The sequence below is a fragment of the Kineosporia succinea genome (assembly GCF_030811555.1).
In the GTDB taxonomy this organism is placed as follows: domain Bacteria; phylum Actinomycetota; class Actinomycetes; order Actinomycetales; family Kineosporiaceae; genus Kineosporia; species Kineosporia succinea.
This window is the reverse complement of sequence record NZ_JAUSQZ010000001.1, coordinates 6881974-6907589: the sequence shown is the minus strand read 5'-3', so window position 1 is coordinate 6907589 and position 25616 is coordinate 6881974. Positions and strand designations below refer to the sequence as shown.

Annotated in this window: 22 protein-coding genes; 10 read left to right on the top strand and 12 right to left on the bottom strand. The window is 71.3% G+C overall.

The features are described 5' to 3' along the window. Window positions 1-26 precede the first annotated feature (26 nt). The 3 genes from J2S57_RS30485 to J2S57_RS30475 all read right to left on the bottom strand — a co-directional run bounded on the left by J2S57_RS30485 (window position 27) and on the right by J2S57_RS30475 (window position 3063). On the bottom strand, window positions 27-992 hold the full coding sequence (locus tag J2S57_RS30485) for an SDR family NAD(P)-dependent oxidoreductase (RefSeq protein ID WP_307249430.1): 966 nt from the start codon (window positions 990-992) through the stop codon (window positions 27-29). A gap of 452 nt (window positions 993-1444) precedes the next feature. Then, entirely contained in the window at window positions 1445-2272 is an 828-nt protein-coding gene (locus J2S57_RS30480) for an undecaprenyl-diphosphate phosphatase (RefSeq protein WP_307249428.1), read from the bottom strand. Further along, a complete protein-coding gene (locus tag J2S57_RS30475) occupies window positions 2269-3063 on the bottom strand; it encodes a COG4705 family protein (protein ID WP_307249425.1) in 795 nt (264 codons plus the stop codon). The genes J2S57_RS30480 and J2S57_RS30475 overlap by 4 nt, the downstream gene beginning before the upstream one ends. 82 nt (window positions 3064-3145) lie before the next feature. Between J2S57_RS30475 and J2S57_RS30470 the strand changes: the two genes are divergently transcribed. The 3 genes from J2S57_RS30470 to J2S57_RS30460 all read left to right on the top strand — a co-directional run bounded on the left by J2S57_RS30470 (window position 3146) and on the right by J2S57_RS30460 (window position 5884). Beyond that, window positions 3146-3838: a response regulator transcription factor gene (locus J2S57_RS30470; RefSeq protein WP_307249423.1), complete on the top strand. Its 693-nt coding sequence runs from the start codon at window positions 3146-3148 to the stop codon at window positions 3836-3838. After that, on the top strand, window positions 3835-5196 hold the full coding sequence (locus tag J2S57_RS30465; protein ID WP_307249421.1) for an ATP-binding protein: 1362 nt from the start codon (window positions 3835-3837) through the stop codon (window positions 5194-5196). Before J2S57_RS30470 ends, J2S57_RS30465 begins: the two co-directional genes overlap by 4 nt. A gap of 211 nt (window positions 5197-5407) precedes the next feature. After that, complete coding sequence (locus tag J2S57_RS30460) at window positions 5408-5884, top strand: DUF2231 domain-containing protein (RefSeq protein WP_307249419.1); 477 nt, start codon at window positions 5408-5410, stop codon at window positions 5882-5884. Here the strand turns inward: J2S57_RS30460 and J2S57_RS30455 are convergent. Continuing rightward, window positions 5839-6522, bottom strand: coding sequence for a DedA family protein (locus J2S57_RS30455; protein WP_307249417.1), 684 nt, complete (start codon window positions 6520-6522; stop codon window positions 5839-5841). The two genes, J2S57_RS30460 and J2S57_RS30455, sit on opposite strands and share 46 nt — an antisense overlap. Before the next feature lie 163 nt (window positions 6523-6685). Here J2S57_RS30455 and J2S57_RS30450 point away from each other — a divergent pair, with 163 nt between their 5' ends. Further along, the gene (locus tag J2S57_RS30450; RefSeq protein WP_307249415.1) at window positions 6686-7933 is read left to right on the top strand and encodes a COG4705 family protein; all 1248 of its coding nucleotides are present in this window, start codon (window positions 6686-6688) and stop codon (window positions 7931-7933) included. Between the two features lie 190 nt (window positions 7934-8123). Beyond that, entirely contained in the window at window positions 8124-12278 is a 4155-nt protein-coding gene (locus J2S57_RS30445; RefSeq protein ID WP_307249413.1) for a WD40 repeat domain-containing protein, read from the top strand. 164 nt (window positions 12279-12442) lie between these two features. On the opposite strand, the gene J2S57_RS30440 is transcribed toward J2S57_RS30445, so the two are convergent. Then, window positions 12443-12904 (bottom strand): pyridoxamine 5'-phosphate oxidase family protein, encoded by a 462-nt coding sequence (locus J2S57_RS30440; RefSeq protein WP_307249411.1) that lies wholly within the window; start codon window positions 12902-12904, stop codon window positions 12443-12445. A gap of 229 nt (window positions 12905-13133) precedes the next feature. Next, a complete protein-coding gene (locus J2S57_RS30435; RefSeq protein ID WP_307249409.1) occupies window positions 13134-13577 on the bottom strand; it encodes a MarR family winged helix-turn-helix transcriptional regulator in 444 nt (147 codons plus the stop codon). Window positions 13578-13628: 51 nt separating this feature from the next. On the opposite strand from J2S57_RS30435, the gene J2S57_RS30430 reads away from it, so the two are divergent. Next, window positions 13629-14348, top strand: a complete 720-nt coding sequence (locus tag J2S57_RS30430; RefSeq protein WP_307249407.1) for an alpha/beta fold hydrolase — start codon at window positions 13629-13631, stop codon at window positions 14346-14348. A 73-nt stretch (window positions 14349-14421) separates the two neighbouring features. On the opposite strand, the gene J2S57_RS30425 is transcribed toward J2S57_RS30430, so the two are convergent. From J2S57_RS30425 to J2S57_RS30415, 3 genes are all read right to left on the bottom strand, one after another. Continuing rightward, complete coding sequence (locus J2S57_RS30425) at window positions 14422-14868, bottom strand: hypothetical protein (protein ID WP_307249404.1); 447 nt, start codon at window positions 14866-14868, stop codon at window positions 14422-14424. A gap of 258 nt (window positions 14869-15126) precedes the next feature. Then, window positions 15127-15714 carry an SMI1/KNR4 family protein gene (locus tag J2S57_RS30420; RefSeq protein WP_307249402.1) on the bottom strand — a complete coding sequence of 196 codons (588 nt, stop codon included), beginning with the start codon at window positions 15712-15714 and terminating at the stop codon, window positions 15127-15129. 203 nt (window positions 15715-15917) lie between these two features. Beyond that, window positions 15918-16934 (bottom strand): aldo/keto reductase, encoded by a 1017-nt coding sequence (locus J2S57_RS30415; RefSeq protein ID WP_307249400.1) that lies wholly within the window; start codon window positions 16932-16934, stop codon window positions 15918-15920. Between the two features lie 134 nt (window positions 16935-17068). Here J2S57_RS30415 and J2S57_RS30410 point away from each other — a divergent pair, with 134 nt between their 5' ends. Then, window positions 17069-18226, top strand: coding sequence for an SMI1/KNR4 family protein (locus tag J2S57_RS30410; RefSeq protein WP_307249398.1), 1158 nt, complete (start codon window positions 17069-17071; stop codon window positions 18224-18226). 149 nt (window positions 18227-18375) lie between these two features. On the opposite strand, the gene J2S57_RS30405 is transcribed toward J2S57_RS30410, so the two are convergent. Next, window positions 18376-19302, bottom strand: a complete 927-nt coding sequence (locus tag J2S57_RS30405) for a helix-turn-helix domain-containing protein (protein ID WP_307249396.1) — start codon at window positions 19300-19302, stop codon at window positions 18376-18378. Window positions 19303-19455: 153 nt separating this feature from the next. Between J2S57_RS30405 and J2S57_RS30400 the strand changes: the two genes are divergently transcribed. After that, on the top strand, window positions 19456-20415 hold the full coding sequence (locus J2S57_RS30400; RefSeq protein ID WP_307249394.1) for a hypothetical protein: 960 nt from the start codon (window positions 19456-19458) through the stop codon (window positions 20413-20415). A gap of 190 nt (window positions 20416-20605) precedes the next feature. Here the strand turns inward: J2S57_RS30400 and J2S57_RS30395 are convergent, their stop codons facing one another. After that, window positions 20606-21430, bottom strand: a complete 825-nt coding sequence (locus tag J2S57_RS30395; protein WP_307249392.1) for an SDR family oxidoreductase — start codon at window positions 21428-21430, stop codon at window positions 20606-20608. 98 nt (window positions 21431-21528) lie between these two features. Between J2S57_RS30395 and J2S57_RS30390 the strand changes: the two genes are divergently transcribed. Further along, window positions 21529-22437, top strand: coding sequence for an AraC family transcriptional regulator (locus J2S57_RS30390; RefSeq protein ID WP_307249390.1), 909 nt, complete (start codon window positions 21529-21531; stop codon window positions 22435-22437). A 425-nt stretch (window positions 22438-22862) separates the two neighbouring features. On the opposite strand, the gene J2S57_RS30385 is transcribed toward J2S57_RS30390, so the two are convergent. Beyond that, complete coding sequence (locus tag J2S57_RS30385; protein WP_307249387.1) at window positions 22863-24038, bottom strand: poly(ethylene terephthalate) hydrolase family protein; 1176 nt, start codon at window positions 24036-24038, stop codon at window positions 22863-22865. 186 nt (window positions 24039-24224) lie between these two features. Between J2S57_RS30385 and J2S57_RS30380 the strand changes: the two genes are divergently transcribed. Next, window positions 24225-25604, top strand: coding sequence for an amidase (locus J2S57_RS30380; RefSeq protein WP_370882519.1), 1380 nt, complete (start codon window positions 24225-24227; stop codon window positions 25602-25604). Window positions 25605-25616 lie beyond the last annotated feature (12 nt).

Here is a 25616-nt window from a genome sequence, read left to right as displayed (position 1 = left end):
GGCGAGGGCCCGGGGCCCGTCCCCGGTCAGCCCGCGATGTCGGTGCCGGTCAGTCCCGCCGACAGCACCCAGAGCCGTTGCGCGGACTCCGGGTCGATCGCGTACGGGTTGACACCCCGGTTGTGCCCCTCCTCGGTGGCCAGATCCGCGATGACGGCCACGTCCACGTCCTCGCAGTAGACCCCGCCCATGCCCTCGAGCCGGGGCGAGGTCGCGGCCCAGACGGTGGTCGCGGCCCCCTGGTCGGGGCTCTTCCAGGGGTAGATGTCGTTGCCCTCCTCATCGATCCAGCCCAGTGCCACCATCTCGGCCTTCGGCAGGTACCGCTGCAGGGGCGTGTGGATGCCGCCGGGAAAGACCGAGAAGGCGCGCACCCCGGCCGGTTCGCCGAGCCGGTCGAGATGCCGGGCGAACAGCACGTTGGCGGTCTTGGCCTGGCCGTAGGCCTGCCACTTGTCGTAGCTGTTGTGGAACTGCAGATCGTCCCACCGGATGTCGGACGCCTTGTGCCCCACGGAACTGAGGCTGATCACCCGGGCTCCGCCGGCGCGCACCAGCGCGGGCCACAGCAACGCGGTCAGCGCGAAATGGCCGAGGTGGTTGGTCGCGAACTGTGCCTCCCAGCCGGGGCCCACCCGGGTGAGCGGCGAGGCCATCACCCCGGCGTTGTTGACGAGCAGGTCCAGGGACCGGCCGTCGGCCAGGAACGATTCGGCGAAGGTGCGCACACTGGCGAGGTCGGCCAGGTCCAGCTGCGCGATCTCGACTCCCGGGACGCCGCCGAGTTCGCCGGCGGCGGCCTGCGGGCGACGCGCGGGCACGACCACCGTGGCCCCGGCCCCGGCGAGCGCGCGAACCGTGGGGAGACCGATTCCGGAGTAGCCGCCGGTCACGATCGCGGTCGTGCCCGTGAGGTCGAGGCCCTCCAGGACCTGTGCGGTGGTGGTGTTCGCGCCGAAGCCGGATCCGATCGGACGCTGATAAGAAACCATGGCTCGACGGTAGGGAGCGTGCCGCGCTCGTTCCAGGCAGAGCCACACCCACCCGGGGCGAGGTCGCGGGGACCGGTCGCGACGGGTCACCCTGTCGGTGCTCAACGCCCGTGCTCCTGGGGGTGCGCGGAGTGAGGGCCGCCGACCGGGGGACGCACGGAATCGTCACGGCCGAAAGAGGTCTGGATGATCCGGTCGCCGTCGTCGGACCTGTAGGCCTGGGAGGCGATGGTGGCCGTGATCCGGGAGCACCTGCGCAGTTTCGTCGCCGACGACGCCTGAGCCCGAGACCCGCCGAAGGGAGGCGACGCGGCGTCGGGGGCCCCGGACGAAAGGCGGCGTTCCGTCCGCCGCCACCGCTCAGCAGGCGCCGACCCGTTTCCGGCCCGGGAGGAACCGGGCCCACTCGTTCGCCTCGGGCACGACCTGCCGGAGTAGGCGTCCTCCCGTCGTCAGGGCGATGCGGGCACGGCTCCGATCGTGACCAGCACCAGCAGCAGCAGCCCCAGTCCCACCCGGTACACCACGAACGGCTTGAAACTGCCGTGCGCCAGATACCGCAGGAGCCAGGCGATCACGGCGTACCCCACGACGAACGAGATCACGGTGGCGAGTGCGGTCGGTCCCCAGGCCGGGCTGTCCGCCCCGCCGATCTTGGTGAGCTCCAGCAGCCCTGAGGCCAGCACCGCCGGGATCGCGAGCAGGAAGGCGTAGCGGGCGGCGGCCGTCCGGGAGTAGCCCAGGAACAGGGCCGCGCTGATCGTGCCGCCGGAACGTGAGACCCCGGGGACCAGGGCCAGACACTGGGCGAGGCCGATGGTCAGGGCGTGGCGGAGCGTGAGGTGTTCCATGGTGCGTCGCCCGTCGCCGACGGCATCGGCCGCGCCCAGGAGGAGCCCGAAGGCGATCAGGGTCAGCGCGATGAGCCTCAGGTCGCGGAACGTGCTCTCGATCGCGCTCTGCAGCAGCAGGCCGAGCGCGGCGATCGGGATGGTGCCGAGAATGACGTACCAGCCCAGCCGGGCGGCAGGATCACGGCGCAGCGCGGGACGGCCCAGTGACACGAACCAGATGCTGACGATGGCCCGGATGTCCGAACGGAAGTACCCCAGCACCGCCGCCTCGGTACCCAGCTGAGTGACGGCGGTGAAGGCGGCCCCCGGGTCGGACCAGCCCAGAAGGGTGGCGACGACGCGTAGGTGGGCGCTGGAGGAGATCGGCAGGAACTCGGTCAGCCCCTGCACCACTCCGAGGACGGCGCTCTGCCCCCAGCCCGTCACCGAGCGGCCACGGAGGTGAGCGGCGGCACGGGCAGCGCCGCGCGCCGCAGGCTCTCCAGGCCCACCAGCAGAGCGATGGAGCACAGCAGGACCAGCGTCACGCGCCCGGTGCCCAGTGCCTGCCCGCCGTCGTGGTGGGGCACGGCGGCCCAGTCGGCGAACGAGGCGCCCAGGGGGCGGGTCACGATGTAGGACGCCCAGAAGGACGTGGTCGCGCCCAGTGAGGCGCCGCGGTGGAGCAGGAACGGCACCAGGATGACGGCGACGAAGAAGATCCCGGAGTCGAGGTAGCCCAGACCGAACGACTGAGCCGTCAGGTCGCCGACCGCGGTCCCCAGCGCGAAGGTCGCCATCACCGTGCACCAGTAGAACGCCTCCCGGCGCCGCGTGGTGATCTCGTGGATCGAGAGGGTGCGCTCGCTCCGGTACCAGGCGGCCAGCACCGAGCCCAGGGTCAGCGCGAACACTACCGTGGTCACCCCGTACGACAGGCCCAGCACGGTACGCAGACCGTCGGCGGCCACGGTGCCGAAGACACTCACCATGGCGACCGCACCCCAGTAGATCCACGGGACGTAGCGGTCGGCCCGGTACTGCCGCACGAGGAACCACAGCAGGGTCATACCGGAGGACGCGACCAGAACGGCCGCGACCGGGACGGAGCGGGTGCCCATGAAATCCGAGGCCGCCTCTCCCATTCCGGTCGTGCCGATCTTGATCGCCCAGAACAGGGCGGTCGCTTCGGGCACCTTGCTCAGGTGCCGGAGAGGCGACGTGCTCGACGAGGTCATGCCCGTCAGAGTGGGTGGGCGACTCTGAACGAAGCCTGACGGGGTTCGGCCGCACCGGTCCCGTGTGCGTGAGGGTGGGGGCATGGAAGAGGACGGGCGCTACCGGGTGCTGGTGTGCGAGGACGACGGGCTGCTGCGGACCACGCTGGAGCGGGGCCTGCGCCGGGCCGGATACCTCGTGGACCCCGTGTCCACGGGTGGGGCCGCGGTGAGGACGGCCGCTACCTCACCACCCGACGCCGTGGTGCTCGACATCGGTCTGCCCGACGCCGACGGGCGGGACGTCTGCCAGGCCCTGCGGGCCCAGGGGTGCACGGCGGGGGTTGTGTTCCTGACGGCCAGACACCATACGGACGACGTCCTGTCGGGATTCGCGGTCGGGGGCGACGACTACGTCCGCAAGCCGTTCGAGTTCGCCGAACTGCTCGCCCGGGTGGCGGGGGTGATCAGGCGCCGCCCGTACATGGCCACCCAGGCGGAGCCGGGGCCGGAGGACGAGCGCCTCCAGGTCGATCCGGCGACGCACTCCATCCGGTACGGCGACAGTGAGGTCTCCCTGAGCCCCACCGAGTTCCGGTTCCTGGCCTGCCTGATCTCGCGCCGCCCGGAGGTGGTGCGCCGGGCCGAGCTGGTCGCCGCCGGGTGGCCCGGCGCCCTGCACGTCGGCGAGAACACCCTCGACCAGTACGTGACCCGGGCCCGGCGCAAGCTCGCGCAGATCGACTTCCCGCAGACGCTGGAGAACGTACGCGGTGTGGGCTACCGCCTACGATGAGGATCCGGGCGACGGCAGGCAGACTCGCCCCGAGAACCCTTGCCGGGCGTCTGGCCCTGGGGGGCATCGCCTGGATCGGGGCCTGGGCGGTCGCGCTCCTGCTGGCCTTCAACGTACTGCTCGCCAACGTGCTGGCCGCCCAGGTGGACGACGCCCTGCGCGCCCGGGCCCAGGCCGTGGCCGCCACCGTCCAGTTCGACGACGGTGAGCTGAACTCGGTCGGGGAGGGCAACGACGAGGCTCTGGACGCCGGGACCTCCATCTACCTCGGTGCCGAACTGGTCGAGGGCGCCCCGTTGTCGGCCGAGCTGCGCCAGGACCTCCTGCAGGTCGGGGAGATCACCCAGGACAGTGAAAGATACGGACCGGTGAGGCATCTGGCCTACCCGATCACCGAGAACGGTCGCCAGATCGGGACCATCGTGGTGTCCAGTGACATCGGTCTGCGCAACCGCACCGTGCAGCTGATCGCCGTCACCTCACTCGCCTTCATCGTCCTGACGCTGGTCTTCACGTTCTTCGCCCTTCGCGCCACCATCGTGAGGGCACTGAATCCCGTGCGCGCCATGGGCGAGCAGGCCGCCAGCTGGAGCGAGCACGATCTGGAACAGCGGTTCGATCCCGGCTCGGGACCCCTGGAACTGCGCGAGCTGTCCACCACGCTCAACGGGCTGCTGGAACGGATCGCCGCCGCGCTGCGGCACGAACGTAACTTCACCGCCGAGCTGTCCCACGAACTGCGCACCCCGCTGGCGCATCTGCACGCCGAGGTCGACCTCCTGAGCCCGCACGAGCCGCTCGGCGCCGAAGCCGTCGAGCATCTCCTGACCTCGATCCGCCGTCTCGAAGGGCTGGTGGAAACCGCCCTGGTGCCGGCCCGGATCGTCCGTGACGCCGCCGTCGGTCTCGGCCGGGTCGGCGACGCCCTGGAGGGTCTGCGGGCACCGGCCGCCAGTGCAGCCCGGCTCGTCGTCGACGGTGATCTCGACATCGTCCTGGCGGTCGAGAGCGACATCGCCCGCCGTGCCCTGAACCCCCTGCTCGAGAACGCCTTCCGCTACGCCGTCCAGGAGGTGCGCATAGAGATCACCGGTGGCGGCGGGCGGGCCATGATCGCCGTCAGTGACGACGGCGGTGGCCTGGACCCGCTGGACGCCGAGCGGGTCTTCGCCCCGGGGTTCCGTGCCGACCCGGCCGATGGTCACCCCGGCGCCGGTCTGGGGCTGGCCCTGACCCGGCGGATCTGCCGCAGCGCCGGGGGAGACGTGCGGGCTCACGTCATCGACGGCAGAACAGTTTTCACACTGACCCTGCCCAGCCTGGGTACGGTCAGGAAAAGTTCAGGATCCCCGCCGTAGCCTCACGGCACGAGCTGGATGCTGACCGCCTTTTCGCGAGCCGTCGGTCCGTCGTCAGGCGACAGCCGTCCGGACAGCAGGACGGGAGGGTGGCGATCCCGCGAAAATCAAGGTCCGCTGCTCGTTGTCGATGAAGAGCCCTGTAGGCAGTCAGGGATGAATGACGCCGCGCACACCGTGCGTGATGCGTCCGGGTTTCGAGGGAGAGACCGTGCCGGAGACCGTGGGAGGCATCCCGATCCATCCGCTCATCGTCCACGCGACCGTGGTCGCCGTGCCGCTGGCGGCACTTCTGGTGGCCCTCGCAGCCCTCTGGCCACGGTGCCGACGTTGGGCCGGTCCACTTCCCGGAGTCATGGCGGCGGTGGCGCTGGCGCTCTACCCGGTCACCACCGCGTCCGGTGAATCCCTCGAGCATCGGGTCGGGCCGGACCCCCTGATCGAGAAGCACTCACATCTGGCTGACGGGTTACTGCCCTGGCTGATCATCCTGCTGGTGGCCGCAGCTGCGGTGACGTGGCTGTGGTGGCAGGAGGCGCACCCGCGCAGTGCCCCTGCGCGGCGGCCCCTGGTGCTGGTCGCGATCGGTCTGATCGCCGTGCTCGCGGCGGTCGGCACCGTGCAGCAGGTCGTCCGCATCGGTCACAGCGGTGCCGAGTCGGCCTGGGGCGATTCCGGCGGTTCCTGATCCCCTCGCATCGCGGCCGCCGGCGAGCCCCGGCGAGCGTGGCGGGCTCGCAACCCGTGGATCCCGATGGGAATCACCGAGATCGCCACGACTCCCAGCAGCATGAGCTCGATGTGGTCCTTGACGAAGGCGATCTGGCCGAGGAAGTACCCGAGAACCGTGAGGCCGCTGCCCCAGAGCACGCCGCCGATCACGTTGAAGACGGCAAAGCTGCGGTACTGCATGGTGCTCGCGCCCGCCACGACGGGGGTGAAGGTGCGCACCACCGGGACGAATCGGGCCAGCACGACGGAGCGGGCGCCGTAGGAATCGAAGAACACCCGGGCGCGGGTCAGGTTGTCCTGCCTGAACAGTCGAGAGTCGGCGCGACGGAAGAGGGTGGGACCGACCGTGCGGCCGACCAGATATCCGACCTGGTCGCCGGCGGTGGCCGCGACCGAGACGAGAAGGCACACCAGCCAGAGGGGCTGCTGAAGGTAGTGCCCGCCGGCCACGAGGAGCCCAGCGGTGAACAGCAGCGAGTCGCCCGGCAGGAAGAACCCGATCAGCAGCCCCGACTCGGCGAACACGACGGCCAGGATGCCCAGCAGGCCGAAGGTGGAGATCAGATGCTCGGGGGCGAGGTAGGAAGGGCCCATGCCCTCATCCTCGCCGGGTGAGTCTGAACATGACCTGACCGGCCCTGACCGGCCCTGACCGGCCCTGACCGGCCCTGACCGGCCCTGACCGGCCCTGGGCGGCGGTGCCGGCCTCGCCGGCGTACAGGTCATTGTCAGAGTGGCTGTCCCACCGTTGCTTTCCATGACGACCAACACCGCCGCACACCTGACGCCCGGGCCGAAGGCCCACCAGATGCTGAACAAGGTCCCCGAGATCACCGTCTGGTTCTGGATCATCAAGATTCTGTGCACCACGGTCGGTGAGAGCTTCGCCGACTGGATCAACATGACCCTCGGCGTCGGTCTGGCCAGCACCGCTCTGTTCTTCACCGTCGTGTTCGCGGTGGTGCTCACCGTGCAGATGCGGCTGAAACGGTACGTTCCGGTGGCCTACTGGCTGACCGTCGTGGTCGTCAGCATCACCGGCACCCTGTTCACGGACGTCCTCACCGACCGCCAGGGCCTTCCGCTGAAGTACAGCAGCCTGGGTTTCGGCGTGCTGCTGGCCGTCGTCCTCGGCGCCTGGTACGCCCGTGAGCGCACCCTGTCGATCCACAGCATCGTCACCGTGCCGCGGGAGGCGTTCTACTGGCTGACCGTGCTCGTGACCTTCGCCCTGGGCACCGCGACCGGTGACTGGACGCTGGAGCTGACCGGGTGGGGCCCGGGCACGGCGGTGCTGCTGCCGGCCGCCCTGATCGCCCTGGTGGCCGTCTGCCGCTGGGGCGGTGGCCAGCCGGTGCTGGCGTTCTGGCTCGCCTACGTCCTGACCCGCCCTCTGGGGGCCAACATCGGCGACTGGTTGGCAACGCCCCGTCCGGAGCGGGGCCTGGGACTCGGCACGGCCGGCACCAGCGTCGTCTTCCTGATCGCCATCGCCGCGACCGTGGCCCACCTGACGCACAGCCGGGCCGACACCATCGCCGGTGACCACGAGCTCACGTCCGCCGCCGACCCGAAGCGTCACCGGCTGGCTCTGGGCGTCTACGCCGTCGCGGCCCTGGGAACGACCCTTCTGCTGCACCACACCTCGCAGCAGCCGCACGCCGACCCGCTCGCCGAGGGCGAGACCTCCGCGTCCGGTGTTCAACTGAGCCCGGCGCGGGCCCAGGAGAACCTCCCGGCCCCGGACGTGGCGGCTCTGCTGGCCATCACCCGGAACATCGGGACCAGCGTCTCGAGAGGGGACCGGGCCGGGGCCCTCGCCTGTGCCAAGAACCTGGAGACCCTCTGGGACGAGGGGCAGTCCCGGCTGCAGCCCCTGGACGGCGCGGCCTGGGGGTTCTACGACACGGAGATCGACCATGTCCTGACGGCCGTCCGGACGAGCGCCCCGGATCGGACGAGGGAGCAGGACGCGGTGGCAGCACTGCTCACGTCCCTGTCCTGACGCAGGAGCGCCCGCCCCGACAGCGGCCTCGTGGCGCAGCGGTGCGGTCAAGGCGGGCAGGTGGGCGGCTGGGGCCCAGGCCGCCGGGCGGTTACTGCTCGGCGGTGCGCGATCGTGACTTCGGCCGGATCGCTGCACGTTCTGTGGGGGTATGTCTACGCTGAGTCCAGTGGCCCGGCCGGGGGAGGGTATGAGCGGCGACGACGCGGGGCGAAGTGGTGCACGGGACTGGGCCGCACGCGTGCGGGGTCAGGCCACGCCGGGGGGAATCTCGCTGCTCACCGGGCTGGCTGCTGCCACCAGCGCCGAGATCTGGCTGCCCGCTCTGCTCAGCGGTGGAGCGGCCGGCGCGGCGGGTGTGATCGCCGGTCTCGGCGGGAACCTGCTGGCCTCGGTGGTGGAGGAGGTCTGGTCCCGGGTCCGGCAGGAGGAGCCGGGTGAGCGGGGAGAAGACGGGCGGGCCGAGCGGTTGCGCGCCCTGCTGCAGGAATCGTTCGAGTGGCATCTGTCGGGTGATCAGCAACGGTCGGTGCGCCTGGCTTTCCAGCGTGACCTGAGCCGCTTCCTCCAGACCAGTGGGGCGCTGGAGGAGACCCGTGCCGAACCGCAGTTGCACGAAGACCTCGTCCGGGCGCTCGAGGGCCTGGGCCACTCGATCATGACCGGGCAGCAGGCCCTGTTCGATCAGATGCTGGCCGGGCAGGACCGGGTGGACGAGTACGCGGCCACCCAGCGTGCTGCGTTCGGCCAGCTCCTGCACCTGGAGCAGATCCGCCACTCCGAGCTGCGCGAGTTCATGCACGCGCAGGGCGTCGAGCCCGGTCAGAGGCCGGTGACGTCGTTGCCGCCCTATCCAGGCCTGGCCTCGCTCGGCCCGGCTGAGGCCGCCGCCGGCTACTTCCACGGTCGCGACGCCGTTCTCGCCGGGCTCCTGACCCGCCTGGCGGCCCGCGCCGCCGGGGCCGCCGGCGAGGTCAGCCTGCTCGTGGTCACCGGTCCCTCGGGTGTCGGCAAGACCTCGCTGCTGCGGGCCGGACTGGTGCCGGCGGTTGAGCACGGCCTGCTCGGTGGGTCCTGGCCGGTCGTTCAGCTGACGCCCGGGCACCGCCCGCTGCGGGCGCTGGCGGTCGAGGTGAGCACCCGGGCCGGGGTCGCGGCCGGTTCCCTGGAACACGAGCTGGCCACCCGGCCCGAGGCGCTGCGCGGCACCCTCGCCCAGCTGCGGCCGGAACGGCCGGACCCGCCCGGTCGGCCGGAACGGCCCGGACGGGTACTCATCGTCGTCGACCAGGCCGAGGAGCTGTTCACCGCCGGCTGTTCCGGACGCGAACGCGAAGCGTTCCTGAGAGCCCTGACCGAGGTGGCCCGTCAGGATGCGCTGGTCCTCCTCAGTTTCCGCGCGGACTTCTACGCCCACTTCGCCGCCCTGCCCGGGATGACGGCCCATCTCGAACAGGCCATGGTGGTGCCGCCTCTGGGACGCGCCCAGTTCCTCGAGGTGATCGAGGGCCCGGCCCGGGCCGCAGGGCTGACGCTCGCGCCGGGCCTGGCCCGGGTCCTGCTGGAGAAGGCGGGCCCGGAGTCCCTGCCCCTGCTGGCCCACACCCTCCGGGACCTGTACGAGAACCGCAGCCAGAACGTGCTGACCCTGGCCCGGTTCCGTGAGCTCGGAGGGCTCGCGCACGCCGTCAGCGCCACGGCCGACGCCCTGTACGAGGACCTGCACGACGACGCCGACCGCGCCATCGTGCGCACGATGCTGCTGAGCATGGTCAGCATCGACGAGAACGGTCGGGACACCCGCCAGAGCGTCACCACCACCGACCTTCTCGCCCAGTTCGACGACCCGCGCGCGGAGGACGTGCTGCACCGCCTCACCCAGAGCCGGCTGGTCACGTCCGACCGCGACACCAGCACCCTGGCGCACGAGACCATCATCACCGCCTGGCCCAGGCTGCAGAACTGGCTGCGTGACGACCGCGGTGGCCTGCGCCTGCTGCAGGAGCTGCGTACGGCCGCCACCTACTGGAACACTCACCGCGGTGAACCCGGAACTGTCTGGGGTGGAAGCCGTCTCGACACCTTCCAGGCCTGGGCGGTGCAGCACCCCGGTGCCCTGACGGCGCTCGACCAGCAGTTCCTCGGCGCCAGCCTGACCTACCGGGACGCCCAGCTGAGACTCACGCGTCGGCGCCAGCGCAATCTGCAGCTGGCCGCAGCCACGTTCGCCGTGCTGTTCGCTCTCGCCTCAGGGCTGGCCCTGCTCTCGTACCGGCAGACCCGCGCCGCCGAACACGCCCGCAACGTGATCCTGTCGGACCGGCTGATCGACCAGGCCCGCGAGGTCCTGCGCGCCGATCCGCGCCTGGCCACCCTGCTGGCACTGGAGGCGGACCGGCTCAATCCCGGCGGTGACAGCCGCGACATGCTCACCACCACCGCGTACGCACCGATCACCCGTACCCTGAGCGGGCATTCGTCCACCGTGAAAGACGTGGCCTGGGCCCCGGACGGCGCCACCTTCGCCACCGTCTCCGAAGATCGCACCGCCCGGATCTGGGACGCGGCCGGCGGCCGGACCCTGCGCGTCCTGACCGGGCACACCGACGCCCTGCGCGCCCTGGCCTACTCACCCGACGGCCGGATGCTGGCCACCAGCGGCTGGGACGGGACCATCCGCCTGTGGGATCCCGCGACGGGCCGTCCCCTTCGCCGGATGGCCACGTCGAAGATCGACCCGGCACCGGTCTTCGGGGTCGCCTTCAGCCCGGACGGGCGTCACCTGGCCACCGCCGACAACACCGCCGGCACGGCGCGGATCTGGGACGTGCAGACCGGCCGGCTGGAGCACACCCTCACGGGTCACACCGGCAACGTCATGGCCGTCGCCTACACGACCGACGGCGCCCGGGTCATCACCGGAAGCTTCGACACCGACGTGCGCCTGTGGGACGCCCGCACCGGAAAGTCGCTGCACACCATCAGAGGCCGGCCCAGCGAGCTGCCCCAGTTCATCGCGGTCAATCCCGACGGCACGACGTTCGCCGTCGCCGGGACCTCGAACACCGTGCGTGTGTGGGGTGCGGAGAAGGGTGAGAACCGCGGGTTCGTCGGACGTGGCGACCTGTCCCAGTCCCAGGGCATCGCGTTCAGCCCCGACGCCACGACCCTGGCCACGGCCATGGCCGGTGACGTCATCCAGTTGTGGGACCTGAACGGCGCGACCAGCATGCCGACCCTCAGTCTCGACGCCGAGAACGTCAGCTCCACCGGCCTGACCTACAGCCCCGACGGCCGCTCCATCGCGATCGGCCTGGGTAACCGGGTGCGGATCTGGACGCTCGGCACCGGTGACAGCGCACGGCTGTTCCCCGCGACGGCCAACCAGGCCACGCAGCTGGCCTACTCCCCGGACGGGATCCTGCTCGCCACCGTGGCAGGCCTGGAGGACGGGCGGCTGCGGCTCTGGGACGCCCGTACCGCGACCGTCCGTCGCACCGTCGAGCGCGAGTACGGCGGGTCTGCCTCGGTCGCCTTCAGCCCCGACGGCACCTACCTGGTCACCGGGGACAACGACGGCTCGGTCCAGGTCCGGGAGCCCACCACCGGCCGCCCTCTGCACCCGCTGGCGATCACCGGGTTGCGCGAGCAGGACTCCGCCTTCGGCCCTGACCACCAACTGGCCGTGGGGTACGGGGACGGCTCCGTCCGGATCTGGGACCTGCGCTCACGACAAGTGGTCCAGACCTTCACCAGCCCGATGGGCAAGATCAACGCCCTGGACTTCACCCCGGACGGCAGTCTGGTGGCGGTCTCGTCCGAGGACAGCAAGATCCAGCTGTGGGACGCCCACACCGGAGAACTCGTGCGTGAGCTCACCGGGCACGACAGCTTCCTGTACGAGCTCACCTTCAGCGCCGACGGAACCCGCCTGGCCAGCGCCAGTCTCGACGGCACGGCCCGGATCTGGGACGTGACCACCGGCCGGGAACTCCAGGTGCTCGAGGGCGGCGACCAGCCCGTGCAGGCCGTCGCATTCGCACCGGACGGCGCGAGCATCGCCACCGGCGGCTGGGACGGCTACGTCCGCATCTGGGACACCTCGACGGGCAATGTGATGCGCTCCATCGGTGGACGTTTCGGGAACGTCTCCTCCCTGGCCTACACCCCGGACGGCACCGGTCTCGTCCTCGGCGGCGGTTCCGCCGGCCCCGTACAGGTCTGGGACACCCGGGTCGACATCTCCCACGACACTCTGTGCGCCCGGGCCGGGCGCAACCTCACCCGGGCCGAATGGGCCGGTCACATCGGGGGTGACTACCACCCGACCTGCGACATCGGGTAGCTCGCGGATGTCGTTCCCGCGTCAGGGCTTCAGCCCGCCATGGCACCGGCCGCGGTTCTGCCCGGCCGAGTGGGCCGAGACCCGCCGCAGGGAGACCAGGTGGCGGGCAGAGCTACGCCGAGGGCTGGCGGGTGACGGCAACGACGCGACGGCCGAGGCGGACCTCATCGCACGGTGCGGCCGCGGGCCTCGGCGAGGGGGTCGTGCCAGTGCTCGTGCTGGGCGCTCTCGAACCGGCGTCCGGTGACCGTGCCGGGAACGATACGCAGGAAGCGGTGTTTCGGCCCGCCGTGCCGGGGCATGAGCGGAAGGTCGCCGGCCGAGAGGCGTTCGTCCAGGTCGGTCAGCTCCTCGGCCCGGCCCTTGAGCACCACGCTCCAGAAACGACGCTCGTCGCTGTCGTGTCCGTCGGTCTCGAAGGCGACCGGTGGGCCGGCCAGGGCCCAGGACAGCTTGGTCCCTCCGGCGGTCCGGACGATGATGCATCCGTGGTCGACGGTGTAGTTGACCGGAAAGATGTCGACGTCCCCCTCCACCAGGACCGCGAGGCGGCCGATGTCGGTCGTTCTCAGGTGTTGCCAGCAGGCGCTCACAGACAGGTGACCCGGCGCTGTGTGGGTGGTCATGCGGGCACAGTGCGTGAGTACCTGGTCGTAGGGAAGGGTCTTTGGGCCTGCCTGCACGGCGGCCAGATCTCCGGCCGTATCGGGCGGTGAAAGGGCGCGCGGGTGAACTGCGACGGGTCCGGGGTGATCGACGGTGGGCGCGCGTGATGCCGGGCTGCGCCCGTACCGCGCCCTCGAGGAGCACGCCCGCGTCCTGATCGGCCGAGGCGGTTGGCGCGAGCCCCGGAGGTCACAGGTCGGCGGCGTCGACCAGCGCGCGGGTCCAGCTCCGGAAGGTCTCCCGGTCGCGCGCCGGCAGGGTCGCGATGATCTCGTCGAGGCGCTCGGCGAGCTCGGTGTAGAAGGCCTGCGAGGCCTCGGCGCCGGCGGGGGTGGCGGCCACGTGCATGGAGCGCCGGTTGCCCGGTACCGGCTGCCGGGCGACCAGGCCCCGGTCTTCGGCCCGGTTCACCAGCCCGGTCAGGGCGGCCTTCTCGATGCTGAGGAACTGTGCCAGCTCGGCCATCCCGCGGGGGCCGTCGTGCAGCGCGCCCAGCATCCGGGCCTGCATCGGGGTGACGCCGTTGGCCTCGGCCACCTGCGTCATCCGCGCACTGACCAGGACCGCCAGCTGCCCGAGCGGATGCAGGGGACCGGTGAAGCGCGACCCGACGTTCCAGTTCTCCTGTGCCACGACCAGAACGGTACATGACAGGAACAGTTAATGGGGCGTACTGTTCGCACCATGAACTCGCGAATGTACGTACTCGTCCACGGCGCCTGGCACACCGGAGAGGTCTGGGAACGGGTCGCCACCCGGCTCGAGGGGCAGGGACACCGCGTCCTCACCCCGACCCTCACGGGCTACGGGGAGACGGCCCACCTGCTCGGTGCCGCCATCGACCTGGAGACGCACATCGACGACATCGTCGGCCTGCTCCTGCGGGAGGATCTCGCCGATGTGGTGCTCGTCGGCCACAGCTATGCGGGAATGGTGATCTCCGGGGTTGCGCACCGGGTTCCCGAACGCGTCGGGCAGCTGGTGTACGTGGACGCCATGGTGCCGGTCGACGGTGAGAACGCGGTCGACGTCATGCCCGTCACTCAGCACCTCATCGACGCCGCGGCCCGCGGTGCAACCCCGTGGCGCATCCCGCCACTGCCCGAGATGCCCGCACCCGCAGGCCTGTTCGGGGTCACCGACCCGGACGACGTCGCCTGGCTCAAGCCGATGGTCTCCGACCACGCCCTCGGCTGCCTGACCGGCCGGGTCCGGATGGGCAACCCGGCGGCCGACCGGGTCCCGAGCACCCACATCCACTGTGTCGGCAGCGAACCCGAGGGATTCGAGCGACGGCCGGTTCCCGCGACCGTCCCTCCGGCCCGGGTGCACGAACTGCGCAGTGGGCACGACTGCATGGTCATCGTCCCGGACCAGGTGAGTGCCCTGCTCCTGGGCGTCTGACGCCGGCACCGGATCTTTCGAGGACGGTGACGGCGCGAGGCCGGCCTCGCGCCGTCACTTTCGTCCGTGCCGATCAGCCCTTGTGGCCGGTGTACCACTCCGTGCAGTAGGCCTTGCGGCTGCCTCCGGTCACGTAGTCGAAGCAGGCCCGCGTCTGGGTGCGGCTGTCCGGGTTCGAGATCTCGTTGCTGCTGATCCGGGAGAAGGGCCCGCACTGGGTCCAGGTCGAGGCACCCGTCTTCCGCTTGTCGATCCAGACCCGGTCGCCGGACCGGTATCCGGCGGCGATCTTCGCGAAGTCCTCGTCGAAGCCCGCCCCGGTCCACAGCTGGATGGTGTGCCCGCCCACGGTTCTGCTCCTGGCCACGACGTGGTGGTCGAAGCCGTTGGCGGTGGTCCCGCAGTTGGTCGTCCCGGCCGCGAGCGCGGGCGAGGTCATGGCCGGGCTGATCGTCAGGGCGGCGCCGGCGGCGGCGAACATCAGGGCGCGGGCCGGTCGGGTCATCGTCCAGGATGGCATGAAAGCTCCTCGGGCATCGTACGGTTGGGTCTCGAATGGCTCAGAACCGAACCGTTCGAGTGGGATTGGCACCACCGTAGGTGTCACTCCGGGCGCCGGACACGGGTTTCCCATTGCCTGCCGCAACGACGCGCGGCGACTGCCCGGTGGCGCTGTGCCTGCGGTACCCGGTCGACCCGGTCGCCGAGCCCGGGGCCGGGGGGCCGGGGGCGGCTGACGGTGCCGTGGAACGTGGCCGTCCCGACGGGAGATCGCCGATCAGGAGGACAGGCCTTCACGGACGGAAACCATGAGCGCACCGAAGGTCTCGAACGGCTCCGGCTCCTGGCCGGAGCCGGCGGCCCACACGTACGGCGTCCACTCCTCCTCGGCCCGGTTCGGCGGGGGCACCAGGAACCAGTAGTCCCCGGCCCCTCCGTCCGCATACCCGATGGCCAGTCCGTCCCGCAGGCGCGCCAGCACACTGTCCTCGAGAACCCCGTGCCAGGAGTCGACCAGGTCCTCGAAGTCGTGCCCCCGCACCCAGGCCAGTTCCGCCAGCGGCCACAGGTCCTCGCCGAACTCACCGGCCTCGCCCCAGCCGTTGCTGACCCGGTAGAAGTTCCGGAACGACGGGGGCAGGCGACGCTCCAGCCGGGCCTCCGCCTCGGCGATCTCGGCCTCCTCGGCCGGGACGTTGCCCACCCAGCGGCTCTCGAGCATCTCGGGACTGAAGCGGGAGACGGTGACGATGCCCTCGGGGGTGGCCTGCTCCCGCTCCTGGTCGGGGGAGCTCAGGACCTCCCGGCTGTACCCGGTGAGGAACGCGCGCCATTCCTCGACGGTGACCGGTGCGGTTGCGGGCATGGTGGTTCTCCTCGGGCGTACGGCGGGCAGCTGTTCCTGGTTCACACGGCGACGGCCGCCCCGGTGTTCACCCGCAGGCAGAAAGGTGATCCGCCACCGCGCTCACCCGAGGATGCCTGCGTCCCACACAGGGCGTCGGTCCCGTTCACGCACGTGTGCGCAAGACCGGCCTCGGGTGGTGCATCGCGGATCTGGCCGTGCACTCACCGCCGCCGCGCCTCGGCCGTCAGCTCCGAGGCGCCGTAACTGTTGTCGTCCGGATTGATCGTCACCCCCGGTGCCACCAGCTCGTCGATCCGGTCGAGAACCTCGGCCCTGAGCACGATGTCGGCCGCCGGCAACTGAGACTCCAGCTGCTCCGTCGTGCGCGGCCCGATGATCGCCGACGTCACGCCCGGGTGGTTGATCACCCAGGCGAGCGCCAGCTCGATCAGCGTCAGGTTCTCGCGCTCGGCCAGGAGCGCCAGCTCCTCGACCACCTCGAGCTTGCGCCGGTTGGCCGGGCTCGACATGTCGAACCGCGCCGCGGGGCGGGCCGACGACGTCGGCGAGCCCGCCGCGTCCCTACGCCAGCGACCCGACAACCAGCCACCGGCCAGCGGACTGTACGTCAGCGTCCCCATGCCGTGCCGCTGGAGCGCCGGCAGCACGTCCTGCTCGATACCCCGCACCAGGATCGAGTACGGCGGCTGCTCGGTGACGAACCGCTCCAGACGGCGCTCGCGGGCGACCCACTGGGCCTCCACGATCTGCGAACCGGAGTACGACGACGAGCCGATGTACCGCACCTTGCCCTGGCGCACCAGATCGGTCAGCGCACCGAGGGTCTCCTCGACGTCCATCACCGCGCTCGGCCGGTGCACCTGGTACAGGTCGATGTAGTCGGTCCCCAGCCGGCGCAGCGAGTTCTCGACCGCCTGGAAGATCCACTTCCGTGACCCGCCGCCCTGATTGGGGTGCTCGCCCATCGGCATGAAGAACTTCGTCGCCAGCACCACGTCGTCGCGCCGCCCCCGCAGCGCCTCGCCGACGATCTCCTCCGAGACCCCGGCCGAGTACACGTCGGCGGTGTCGATGAAGGTGATCCCCGCGTCCAGCGCCCGGTGGATGACCCTGACCGAATCGGCGCGGTCGTCGTTGCCCCACGGCCCGAACATCATCGTGCCCAGGCACAGCGGACTGACGGCCAGACCGGTGCGGCCCAGAAGCCGGTGTTCCATGGTGTCTCCTCCTGCTGCCGGTTGAGGGGCCCAGCCAACACCGCGCACCGCGCCGACCGGGAGTGACCCGCGTTCCGGGTACCGGCAGACCTCCCCGGCCGGATCGGCGGGCCGCTCTGGATATCGTGGCGATCATGCCCCGCAGCCTGCTCAGCCACCTGACCCTGCGCGCCTGGCTCGAGCGCTGGAGCCGCGAAGCGATCCAGCAGGCCGAGGCCATCGGGCTCACCGTCACCGACGAGATGCGCGCCACCGGCTGGATCGGCACCGCCCCCGCGAGCGAGACCGACATCGCCCGCGCCGAGACCCGGCTCGGTCGTCAACTGCCGCCGTCACTGCGGGAGTTCTACGCCGTGACCGACGGCTGGCCCGCCCTCACCATGGACTTCGGGGCCGTGCGCCCCGTCGGTGAGATCGGCTGGACCCGCGACCTGGCCCCCGGCCTGATCGAGGAATGGCAGGAGGACGCACCTCGGCTGCACCGCAGCCTGCTCCTGAACACCGGTGTCGACCACCTCCTGCTCGACCCGGCCCGCACCTCCGAGCACGGTGAGTGGGCCGCCGTCGGCTTCACCACCTGGTACCCGGGCGCCGGTGAGGAACAACCCTCGTTCCGGGCCGAGATGGAAGACCAGTACGCCACCTTCCTCACCTTCGACGGCCCCGACAGCCAGACCCACACCGAGATCGCCGAGCAGGTCGACCACGCCTACCGGCTGCTCCTGGCCGGTGACCGCACCGAGGAAGACGTCTTCGAGCAGGCCGGCCGCTTCAACGACGCCCGGGCACTGGTGCTCGCGATCCAGGTACGGGCCCTGACCGGCGGCGACCCCGACCACTCCGACCTGATGTGGCGCTCGCGGGCCGTGACCGGCGACGCGGCGGTGCAGAACGACCTGCTGCCGTTGCTGGTCGTCGGCGCCCTGGATCCCGACGCCGCGCAGGAACACCGGATGACCTCGTTCTCGCAGAGCTCGCCGCCCGAGTTCGCCTCCCAGGCGAGGCAACTGGCGGTGCGCTTCCGGTTCGAGCGGGGTCTGACGGCGGACTTCTCGCGGACGCCGGCCTGGGCCCGCACCGTCGAGCAGGCGCGTCAGCTGCTCAAGGCGGGGCAGGACGACGAGGCGTTCGGTGTGGTGCTGTCCGGCCTGGGCGACTGGACGCCCGAGACCGGGATGCACCTGGCGCCGCTGGGTCTGTTGTGGGACAAGGAGTTCGGGCCGATCATGACCGCCGAGCGGCGCCGGCGGTTGCTGAGCACGCCTCGGGGTCCGGAGCCCGGTCCGGTGTAGAGCGTGACGCGCCGTGCGAGTCCGTGCTTCGCCGATCTTTCGTTGACGCCCAGAACCCACGGGCGTCACGTGGTGCCGGGTGAGGGCCCCGTCCCGTCAGGCACCCCAGGTGCCCTCACCCGTTTCCCGGATCCCCCGTCACCGGTCGCTCACTGAGCGATCTCGATCATGTGCCCTCCGCCGTCCGGATGCCGGGGGATCCGCGTTTCGTGAGACGGCCGTCTCAGGTGCGGCCGGAGCTGAGCCAGCAGTGCCAGAGCCTGTGCGGAGGGGCTTGCGGCCGGGGCCGTGCAGGTGACCAGCGTCTGCTCGGGCGCCTGCAGGGCCTTCAGCGACTGCTGGGTGACGGTGAGCGTGCCCACCAGCGGATGGTGCAGTTCGTAATCAGCCGTGGCACAAGGGTGGACGCGGTGGTCGCCCCACAGACGCGCGAAGTCGGGTGAGTTCAGGGAGAGGCGCCCGATCAGGGCCGCCAGGAGCGGGTCGTCGGCGTGCAGTCCGGCGGTGAGGCGCAGGTTGCCCACGACGGCGCGGGCCTTGGCGGGCCAGTCGGCGTACAGGGCCCGGACGTCGGGGTCGAGGAAGACGAGTTCGGTCATGTTGGGACGCGTGCGGGCGTGGTGCGGGCCGTCCGCGGCGAGGTGCCCGGCCAGCAGGGCATGGCCGGCCGGGTTCCAGGCGAGGACGTCGCTGCGGCGCCCGAGCACGAGTGCGGGCACGTCACCGAGTGCGGTGAGCAGGTCGGAGAGGGCCTCGTCGACGTGCTCGGCCGGTGGGCGTCGCGGCGTGGTGCGCGGCCTGACGGCGGCGAGGGTGCCCAGGTGCTGGCGTTCGGCGGCCGTGAGGTTCAGGGCCCGGGCGATCGCGTCGAGCACCTCGGGCGACGCGTTGCGGGAGTGCCCCTGCTCGAGCCGGGTGTAGTAGGAGGCGCTGACCCCGGCCAGCAGGGCGAGTTCCTCGCGGCGCAGACCGCTGACCCGGCGGCGTTCACCGTAGGTGGGCAGACCGACGTCCTCCGGGCTGATCCGCGCGCGCCACGCCTGCAGCGTCTCACCCAGCGCTCCGGCAGTACTCATCCTCCGAGTATGCCGAGCCGGCCGCGGCGCTGGGTGTCCCGGCCGGGGATACCCATGACGCGGGCTGGCTGCCCCGGTGCCCGCGGCGCAGGATCGGGACCGCGAGGCCTGCGTGCCTCACCGTCCCCCACCTCAGTATCGGAGCAGTCACCCATGTCATCGTCAATCACCCGCCTGGCCGCCGCAGCCGCGGTCGTGGCCTCCGCCTCGGCGGCGGCGCTGCTGAACGCCGTTCCGGCCGAGGCGTTCTCACCGCCGCTGACCAGCGCCGGTATCCGGGTCCACTTCGACCTGGCGGGCGGCCAGATGCCCGAGAACGTGGTGACCGACCGCAACGGCAGCGTCGCCGTGACCCTGGCGGGCGCCCGCCAGGTGGCCCGCGTCAGCAGCCGGGGCGAGGTCCGGGTGCTGGCCACGCTCCCGGCCCCGAAGGACCCCCGCGCCACCACGCCGCTGCTCGGATTCCCGCTGACCAGCGGTCTGGTGCGGGACGGCAGGACGTTCTACGTCGCCTACGCGACCGGCTCGAGGGCCGAGACCGGCATCTGGACGTTCGAGGAGGGGCGGCGGCCGCGCAAGATCGCCGACCTGCCGGCGTCGGGCCTGCCCAACGGCATGGTGATGGACCACGCCACGAAGACGCTCTACGTCACCGATTCGGTTCGGGGTGTGGTCTATTCGGTGGGGACCCGGGGTACCGTCACGACGTTCAGCACCGACCCGGCCCTGACCTCCACCGGCTTCTTCGGGGTCAACGGGGCCAAGATCCGCGCGGGCCGCCTGTACGTCTCCAACCTCGACCGGGGCACGGTACTCAGCTCGCCCCTGCGCGGCCGGGGCGCCGGCACCTTCACCACCGAGGCCCGGGACCTGCAGGGCATCGACGACTTCGCCTTCACCGGCAAGGGCGAGCAGCTCATCGCGTCGCTGGTCACCGAGAACAAGGTCGTCCTGGTCGACGGCCCGGCAACCACGACGATCCTGACCGGTGACGACGGGCTGTCCAACCCCAGTGCGGTCGCGGTGCGCGGCGACACCGTCTACGTCACCAACGCCGCCTACACCACGCAGAAGGACCCGAACCTGCTCGTGGCCCACCTCGGGCGCCCCTGATGCCGGCCGCGAGCGATGACGGCCCCGACCCGTTCAGCCCCGCGATGGAGGCCGAGGTGAGCCGCCGCGTGCTGGGGGACCGTCATCCGGGTCACCCGGGCACCGTCCTGGAGATACCGGACGGCCCGGAGACGAGGAGCTGAGGGAACGGATGCCCGGTGGAGCGCCTTCCGCCGGGCATCACGCGTGCTCACGCGCGCGACAGGCCGAACTGGCTGCGGATCGCGGGCAGGAACTGCGCATCCGGGGTCGACTCCCGCTGCGCGAGAATCTGTTCCGCGTCGGGCCCGGCGGCGTAGCGCAGGCGGTCGGAGGGGTCGGTGGCGGCGGCGAAGACGGCCTCGGCGATGCGTTCGGGTCGCGAGCCCCCGGCCATCAGGGTCCCGAACGCGTCCATGACGTTCTTCACGATCGGCTGGTAGTCGGCGATCTCGGGATCGTTGCTGAACGAGAGCGACCGGCCGCCGAAATCGGTCTGGATACCGCCCGGCTCGACGATCTTCACCCGCACGCCGAGGGCGGCGAGCTCGTAGTACAGCGACTCGGACAGGCCCTCGAGGGCGAACTTCATTCCGTGGTAGAGCGTTCCGAGCGGGAACGCGATGCGCCCGCCGATCGACGACACGTTGACGACGACACCGTCACCGTGGGCGCGGAACTGGGGCAGCAGGGCCTGGATCGTGGCCAGCGGACCGAGCACGTTCACCCCGAACTGACGCTGGATCACCTCCTGGGGGGTGGATTCCAGGGGCCCGTACGCACCGAAGCCCGCGTTGTTGACCAGGGCGTCCACGCGTCCGAACGTCTCGGTGGCGGCCGCCACGGCGGCGGTGATCGACGCGGTGTCCTGGACGTCGAGACGGGTGACGAGAACGCCCGGCAGCCGGGTGAGTTCGGTCTCGGCCTCGGGGTTGCGCATGGTGGCGACGACATTCCAGCCCCGCTGGTGGAAGTGCCGGGCGGTGGCGCGGCCGAGGCCGCTGGAGGTTCCGGTGATGAGCACTGTCTGCGACATGACTCAATCCTCGGCCCGGCGGCCGGGGGATCCTAGATCGTTCCGGGCAGTCCCTTGCCTGATCCGCTCAGGATCCGCTCGATGCGATAATCGCCCGCGTGGATGCCCTGACCGAACTGCGCGAGCTGATTCCCCGGCTGGCCGGACCCGCAGCCGGAGCCCGAGCCGGAGCCGGAGCCCGGGGCAGCTGGCTGCCCGGCTCGCTGGTCTCGGCCGTCACCACGCAGACCCAGCCGTACTGCTCGAACTTCGAGCCCATGGTCGCGTTCGTGGTGGCGGGCCGCAAGCGGATGTCGCTGGCCGGCAACGAGTTCTCCTACGGGCGCGGCGAGTACCTGGTCTTCTCGATGGAACTGGCGGTCACGGCCCAGGTCACGCAGGCCGACCCGTTCCTGGCGGCCGGGGTGAGGCTGCGGCCCGACCTGATCGCCGAGCTCCTGCCGCAGGCCCCCGCCCCGGATGATCGGCGCCCGGCCGGGGCCGCGGTCGGTGTGGCCACGGCCGACGAGGAGCTGCTCGGCGCCGTGCTGCGGCTGCTGCGGCTGGTGGAGCGGCCCGGCGACTTCGCGGTGCTCGCGCCGGGCATCGAGCGGGAGATCCACTGGCGCCTGCTGACCGGCCCGCTGGGTGCCCTGGTGCGGCAGGTCGGCCGCTCCGACGACCGGTTCGCCATGGTGCGGCGCGCGGCGCGCTGGATGGAGCAGAACTTCCAGCAGGCGATCCGCGCCGAAGACCTGGCCCGCCACGCCGGGGTCAGCGTGGCCACGCTCAACCGGCACTTCCGCGAGGTCACCACGATGAGCCCGGTGCAGTACCAGAAGCAGCTGCGCCTGCAGCGGGCGCGCATCCGCCTGACCGCCTCGCCCGGCGACGTGGCCGGTATCGGGCACGAGGTCGGCTACGAGAGCGCCTCGCAGTTCAGCCGCGAGTACCGGCGCCTGTTCGGCGTCACCCCGAGCCAGGACGCCCGCGGCGGGCGCCGGGACGAAGCGGTCCCTCAGCTGTAAGGGCTACTGCGTGTGGTGCTCCCGTTGGGCCGAACGGGCGAACGTGCCGCTCTCCTGATGCCACTCCGTCGCTCTGGGCACATGCTTCAGGGGCAGTGGTTCTTCCGGCGCAGCGAAGCGCCAGATTGGACGGCGTCCCGTGGGTCGACACGACTCTTCACATCGTGCATCAACGATCCGGCTGCGCGCCCTCGCGCGGACCTGGTCGCACCGCCGCGCAGCGCATCTGGAACCCCGCCCGGGCGCTCAGCAGATCCTCGAGCCGCGGGCCAGTGGCCCTCTCTTCTGGGCCCTCGTGATCGTGGGGGTCGCGTGCGTCCTGGCGGTTCTCGCGATCAGCCTCGGCTGAGCCCCGCACGTCGGGCTGGGATTGCCCTGGCGCCCAGGAGTTGGCCGCCAGGAACACCTTCCAGCGACGTGTCGGGCTACCGGCCGACCGGTCTCACCGTACGTGTCGTGCTGCTGACCCCTTTCAGCGGACGCTGACCGGTCAGAACCGCGTCGTACCCGCGCTTTCCCAGCAGGAACCGCCCGTAGAACGCCGTCGCGTACTGCGTCAGGGCGTCGTGCTGCGCGGCCGGGGTGAGTGTGCGCCCGGGGCAGGTGCTGTCGTCGTCCGCGAGCGGCGTCGGCGGCGTCCACCGGGTGTTGTAGAAGTTGTGGTTCGCCCCCTTGAGCACGATCGAATGGGCTGCCGCGCGGTTCTTGCCCCGGACGTCGTCCAGGTAGCCCTGTCCCTCGAGCGCCTGGCTGATACCGCCGTCGCACGAACCCATCACGACCCCGATCGGGACCCGGGTGTTGAGCGTGTCGCTGTTGTCGCCCTGGGGCCAGTCGAACTTCGTGGGCGCCAGCGGGATCACGGCCCTGACGGTCACACCCCGGGGCCACTCGTGACGGTGCTTGTCCGAGGCCTGCCACATCACGCCCTTGCCGGCGCGCGAGTGACCCATCGTGCCGACCCGGCGCAGGTCCACGTGACCGGTCAGCCGGGACAACCGCGGCCGCAGCGGGCCGGTGCCGTCCTGCAGCTGCTTCCAGAGCTTCAGGTGCCGGTTGATCAGGCGGGCCCGGGCTCCGTAGTCGGCGAACGCGGTCTGGTTGATACCGCTGGCGCCGATCGAGACCACGACGTACCCCCGGGCCGCGAGCCGGCGTCCCAGGTAGTCGTAGCCGCGAAAACTCGGGTCGGCCCGCCCCTTCTCGCACGGCCACTTCGAGGCGCCCGCCGACGTGCAGGGATACCAGGTGCCGTGCTCGATCACGATCAGCGGCACCTTGCCCCTGATCGTGCGGGGCCGGAACACGACGCCGCGGATCTCGGCGACACCGCCGGACTCCCGGTCCCGGAACGCGGTGTCGCCCAGGTCGTAGGTCGTGGTGACGACGTCGTCCGCCGTGGTGACCGGACGCGAGGGCGGGCCGGCGGCGGCGGGCCCCGACGCGTCCACCATCAGCACCGCCGTGACAGCGGCCGCCAGCGTGCCACCGACGAGCAGGCGCAGGGCGCGGGGACGGATGGGCAGGTTGAACATCTCACTCCTCGGGAACGACGACTTCTCCTGCTCGACGGCTGAGGCCGGTGCCAGGTTGTGCCGCACCGCGAACCTCTTGGACAGGCCCGTACCGGGAAGCTGACGAATCCTTGAACGTCGTCTGAGGAGTCGCTGCCCCCGGGGACCGGGACCAGACTCGGAGCCGGACGCCGCGTTCCCGTCCGATTCCGGCTTGTGCCCGGGACGTTTCGGGCCGCGGCGTCACCGTGCTCGCTTCCCCGAAAGGTAGACATGGGTTCCTTGGCCGAACAGACCCGCTGGCTCGACCTCACCGATCAGAAAGACCTTCTCGCCCGGGGCCAGATCAAGCCCGCCGACCTGCTCGACGCCGCGATCGAGCGCATCGAGCACCTGGACCCGGCGCTGAACGCCGTCACCACCAGGTATTTCGATCAGGCCCGGGAAGCCGCCGGGAGCGCCGAGGGGCCCCTGGCGGGCGTCCCGTTCCTGGTCAAGGATCTCACCGCGGACGTGGCCGGCCAGGTGCGCACGGACGCGAACAGCGCGCTGAAGGCGCAGTCCCGGGCCGCGGACCGAGACAGCCCGCTGGTCGACCTGTTCCGCTCCGCCGGCCTCGTCGTCGTCGGGCGCACGACGAGTTCGGAGTTCGGCACGCTCCCCACCGCCGAGTCGCGGGCCTGGGGCGTGACCCGCAACCCGTGGGACCTCAGCCGATCGCCCGGAGGGTCCAGCGGAGGGTCGGCCGCCGCCGTCGCCGCCGGAATGGTCGCGGCCGCCCACGCGAGCGATGCCGCCGGTTCCCTGCGGATCCCGGCGTCCGGCTGCGGCCTGGTCGGGCTCAAGCCCTCGCGCCCGGCCGACTCCGGTCCGCCGGTCTCGGTCCAGGCCCTGATCTCGGAGTTCGTCGTGACCCGGTCGGTCCGGGACGCCGCCCTGCTGCTGGACCTCACGCAGCCCGGGCCCACGGCGGCTGACGTCACCCCGGCACCCCTGCGGATCGGCCTGCTGGACAGCCGGATCGACGGTTCGCCCGTGCACCCGGCCTGCGCCGCGGCCGTGCGCCTCGCGGCCGGGCAGCTCGAGGAACTGGGACATCACGTCGAGCCGGGTTTCCCCACGGCCCTGGGCGACGCGACGCTCGGCCGGCTTTTCTCCGCCTACTTCGCGACCGGCATCCTCGAGGTCTTCGAGGAGGTCGCGCGCCGGCTCGGCCGGGAACTGACCGAGGCCGACGTGGAACCCCTGAACTGGGCGCTGGCCACGCTCGGCGCCCAGATGAGCTCCACCGAGAGGGAATCCGCCTTCGCCGCTGCCCCCGCCTTCATCCGGTCGGTGCTGACGTGGTGGGACCACTACGACCTGCTCCTCACCCCGACCACGGCCGAACCCTCCTTGCCCGTCGGAGCTCTCGGCCCGGAACCGGCCAACCCGCTGGCCGGTCTGGAACGGGCTCAGGCCTTCGCCCCGTTCACGCCGTTCGTGAACATGACCGGCCAGCCCGCGATCTCACTGCCGCTGGCCTCCGACGAGCAGGGCCGCCCCACGGGCGTGCAGCTGGTGGGCCGCCCGGGGGCCGAGCGGGTCCTGCTGGCCGTGGCCGCGCAGCTGGAGGTCGCGGCGCCGTGGAAGGACCGCCGACCGCCGTCGTAGGCACCACCGGCC

What these genes read in the sequence shown, in the direction of transcription:
- J2S57_RS30400 (WP_307249394.1), top strand. Translation starts at nt 19,456, where the DNA reads ATGTCATCGTCAATCACCCGCCTGGCCGCCGCAGCCGCGGTCGTGGCC.
- J2S57_RS30465 (WP_307249421.1), top strand. Translation starts at nt 3,835, where the DNA reads ATGAGGATCCGGGCGACGGCAGGCAGACTCGCCCCGAGAACCCTTGCC.
- J2S57_RS30445 (WP_307249413.1), top strand. Translation starts at nt 8,124, where the DNA reads ATGAGCGGCGACGACGCGGGGCGAAGTGGTGCACGGGACTGGGCCGCA.
- J2S57_RS30455 (WP_307249417.1), bottom strand. Translation starts at nt 6,522, where the DNA reads ATGGGCCCTTCCTACCTCGCCCCCGAGCATCTGATCTCCACCTTCGGC.
- J2S57_RS30410 (WP_307249398.1), top strand. Translation starts at nt 17,069, where the DNA reads ATGCCCCGCAGCCTGCTCAGCCACCTGACCCTGCGCGCCTGGCTCGAG.
- J2S57_RS30425 (WP_307249404.1), bottom strand. Translation starts at nt 14,868, where the DNA reads ATGCCATCCTGGACGATGACCCGACCGGCCCGCGCCCTGATGTTCGCC.
- J2S57_RS30475 (WP_307249425.1), bottom strand. Translation starts at nt 3,063, where the DNA reads ATGACCTCGTCGAGCACGTCGCCTCTCCGGCACCTGAGCAAGGTGCCC.
- J2S57_RS30380 (WP_370882519.1), top strand. Translation starts at nt 24,225, where the DNA reads ATGGGTTCCTTGGCCGAACAGACCCGCTGGCTCGACCTCACCGATCAG.
- J2S57_RS30440 (WP_307249411.1), bottom strand. Translation starts at nt 12,904, where the DNA reads ATGACCACCCACACAGCGCCGGGTCACCTGTCTGTGAGCGCCTGCTGG.
- J2S57_RS30430 (WP_307249407.1), top strand. Translation starts at nt 13,629, where the DNA reads ATGAACTCGCGAATGTACGTACTCGTCCACGGCGCCTGGCACACCGGA.
- J2S57_RS30415 (WP_307249400.1), bottom strand. Translation starts at nt 16,934, where the DNA reads ATGGAACACCGGCTTCTGGGCCGCACCGGTCTGGCCGTCAGTCCGCTG.
- J2S57_RS30420 (WP_307249402.1), bottom strand. Translation starts at nt 15,714, where the DNA reads ATGCCCGCAACCGCACCGGTCACCGTCGAGGAATGGCGCGCGTTCCTC.
- J2S57_RS30485 (WP_307249430.1), bottom strand. Translation starts at nt 992, where the DNA reads ATGGTTTCTTATCAGCGTCCGATCGGATCCGGCTTCGGCGCGAACACC.
- J2S57_RS30450 (WP_307249415.1), top strand. Translation starts at nt 6,686, where the DNA reads ATGACGACCAACACCGCCGCACACCTGACGCCCGGGCCGAAGGCCCAC.
- J2S57_RS30405 (WP_307249396.1), bottom strand. Translation starts at nt 19,302, where the DNA reads ATGAGTACTGCCGGAGCGCTGGGTGAGACGCTGCAGGCGTGGCGCGCG.
- J2S57_RS30395 (WP_307249392.1), bottom strand. Translation starts at nt 21,430, where the DNA reads ATGTCGCAGACAGTGCTCATCACCGGAACCTCCAGCGGCCTCGGCCGC.
- J2S57_RS30470 (WP_307249423.1), top strand. Translation starts at nt 3,146, where the DNA reads ATGGAAGAGGACGGGCGCTACCGGGTGCTGGTGTGCGAGGACGACGGG.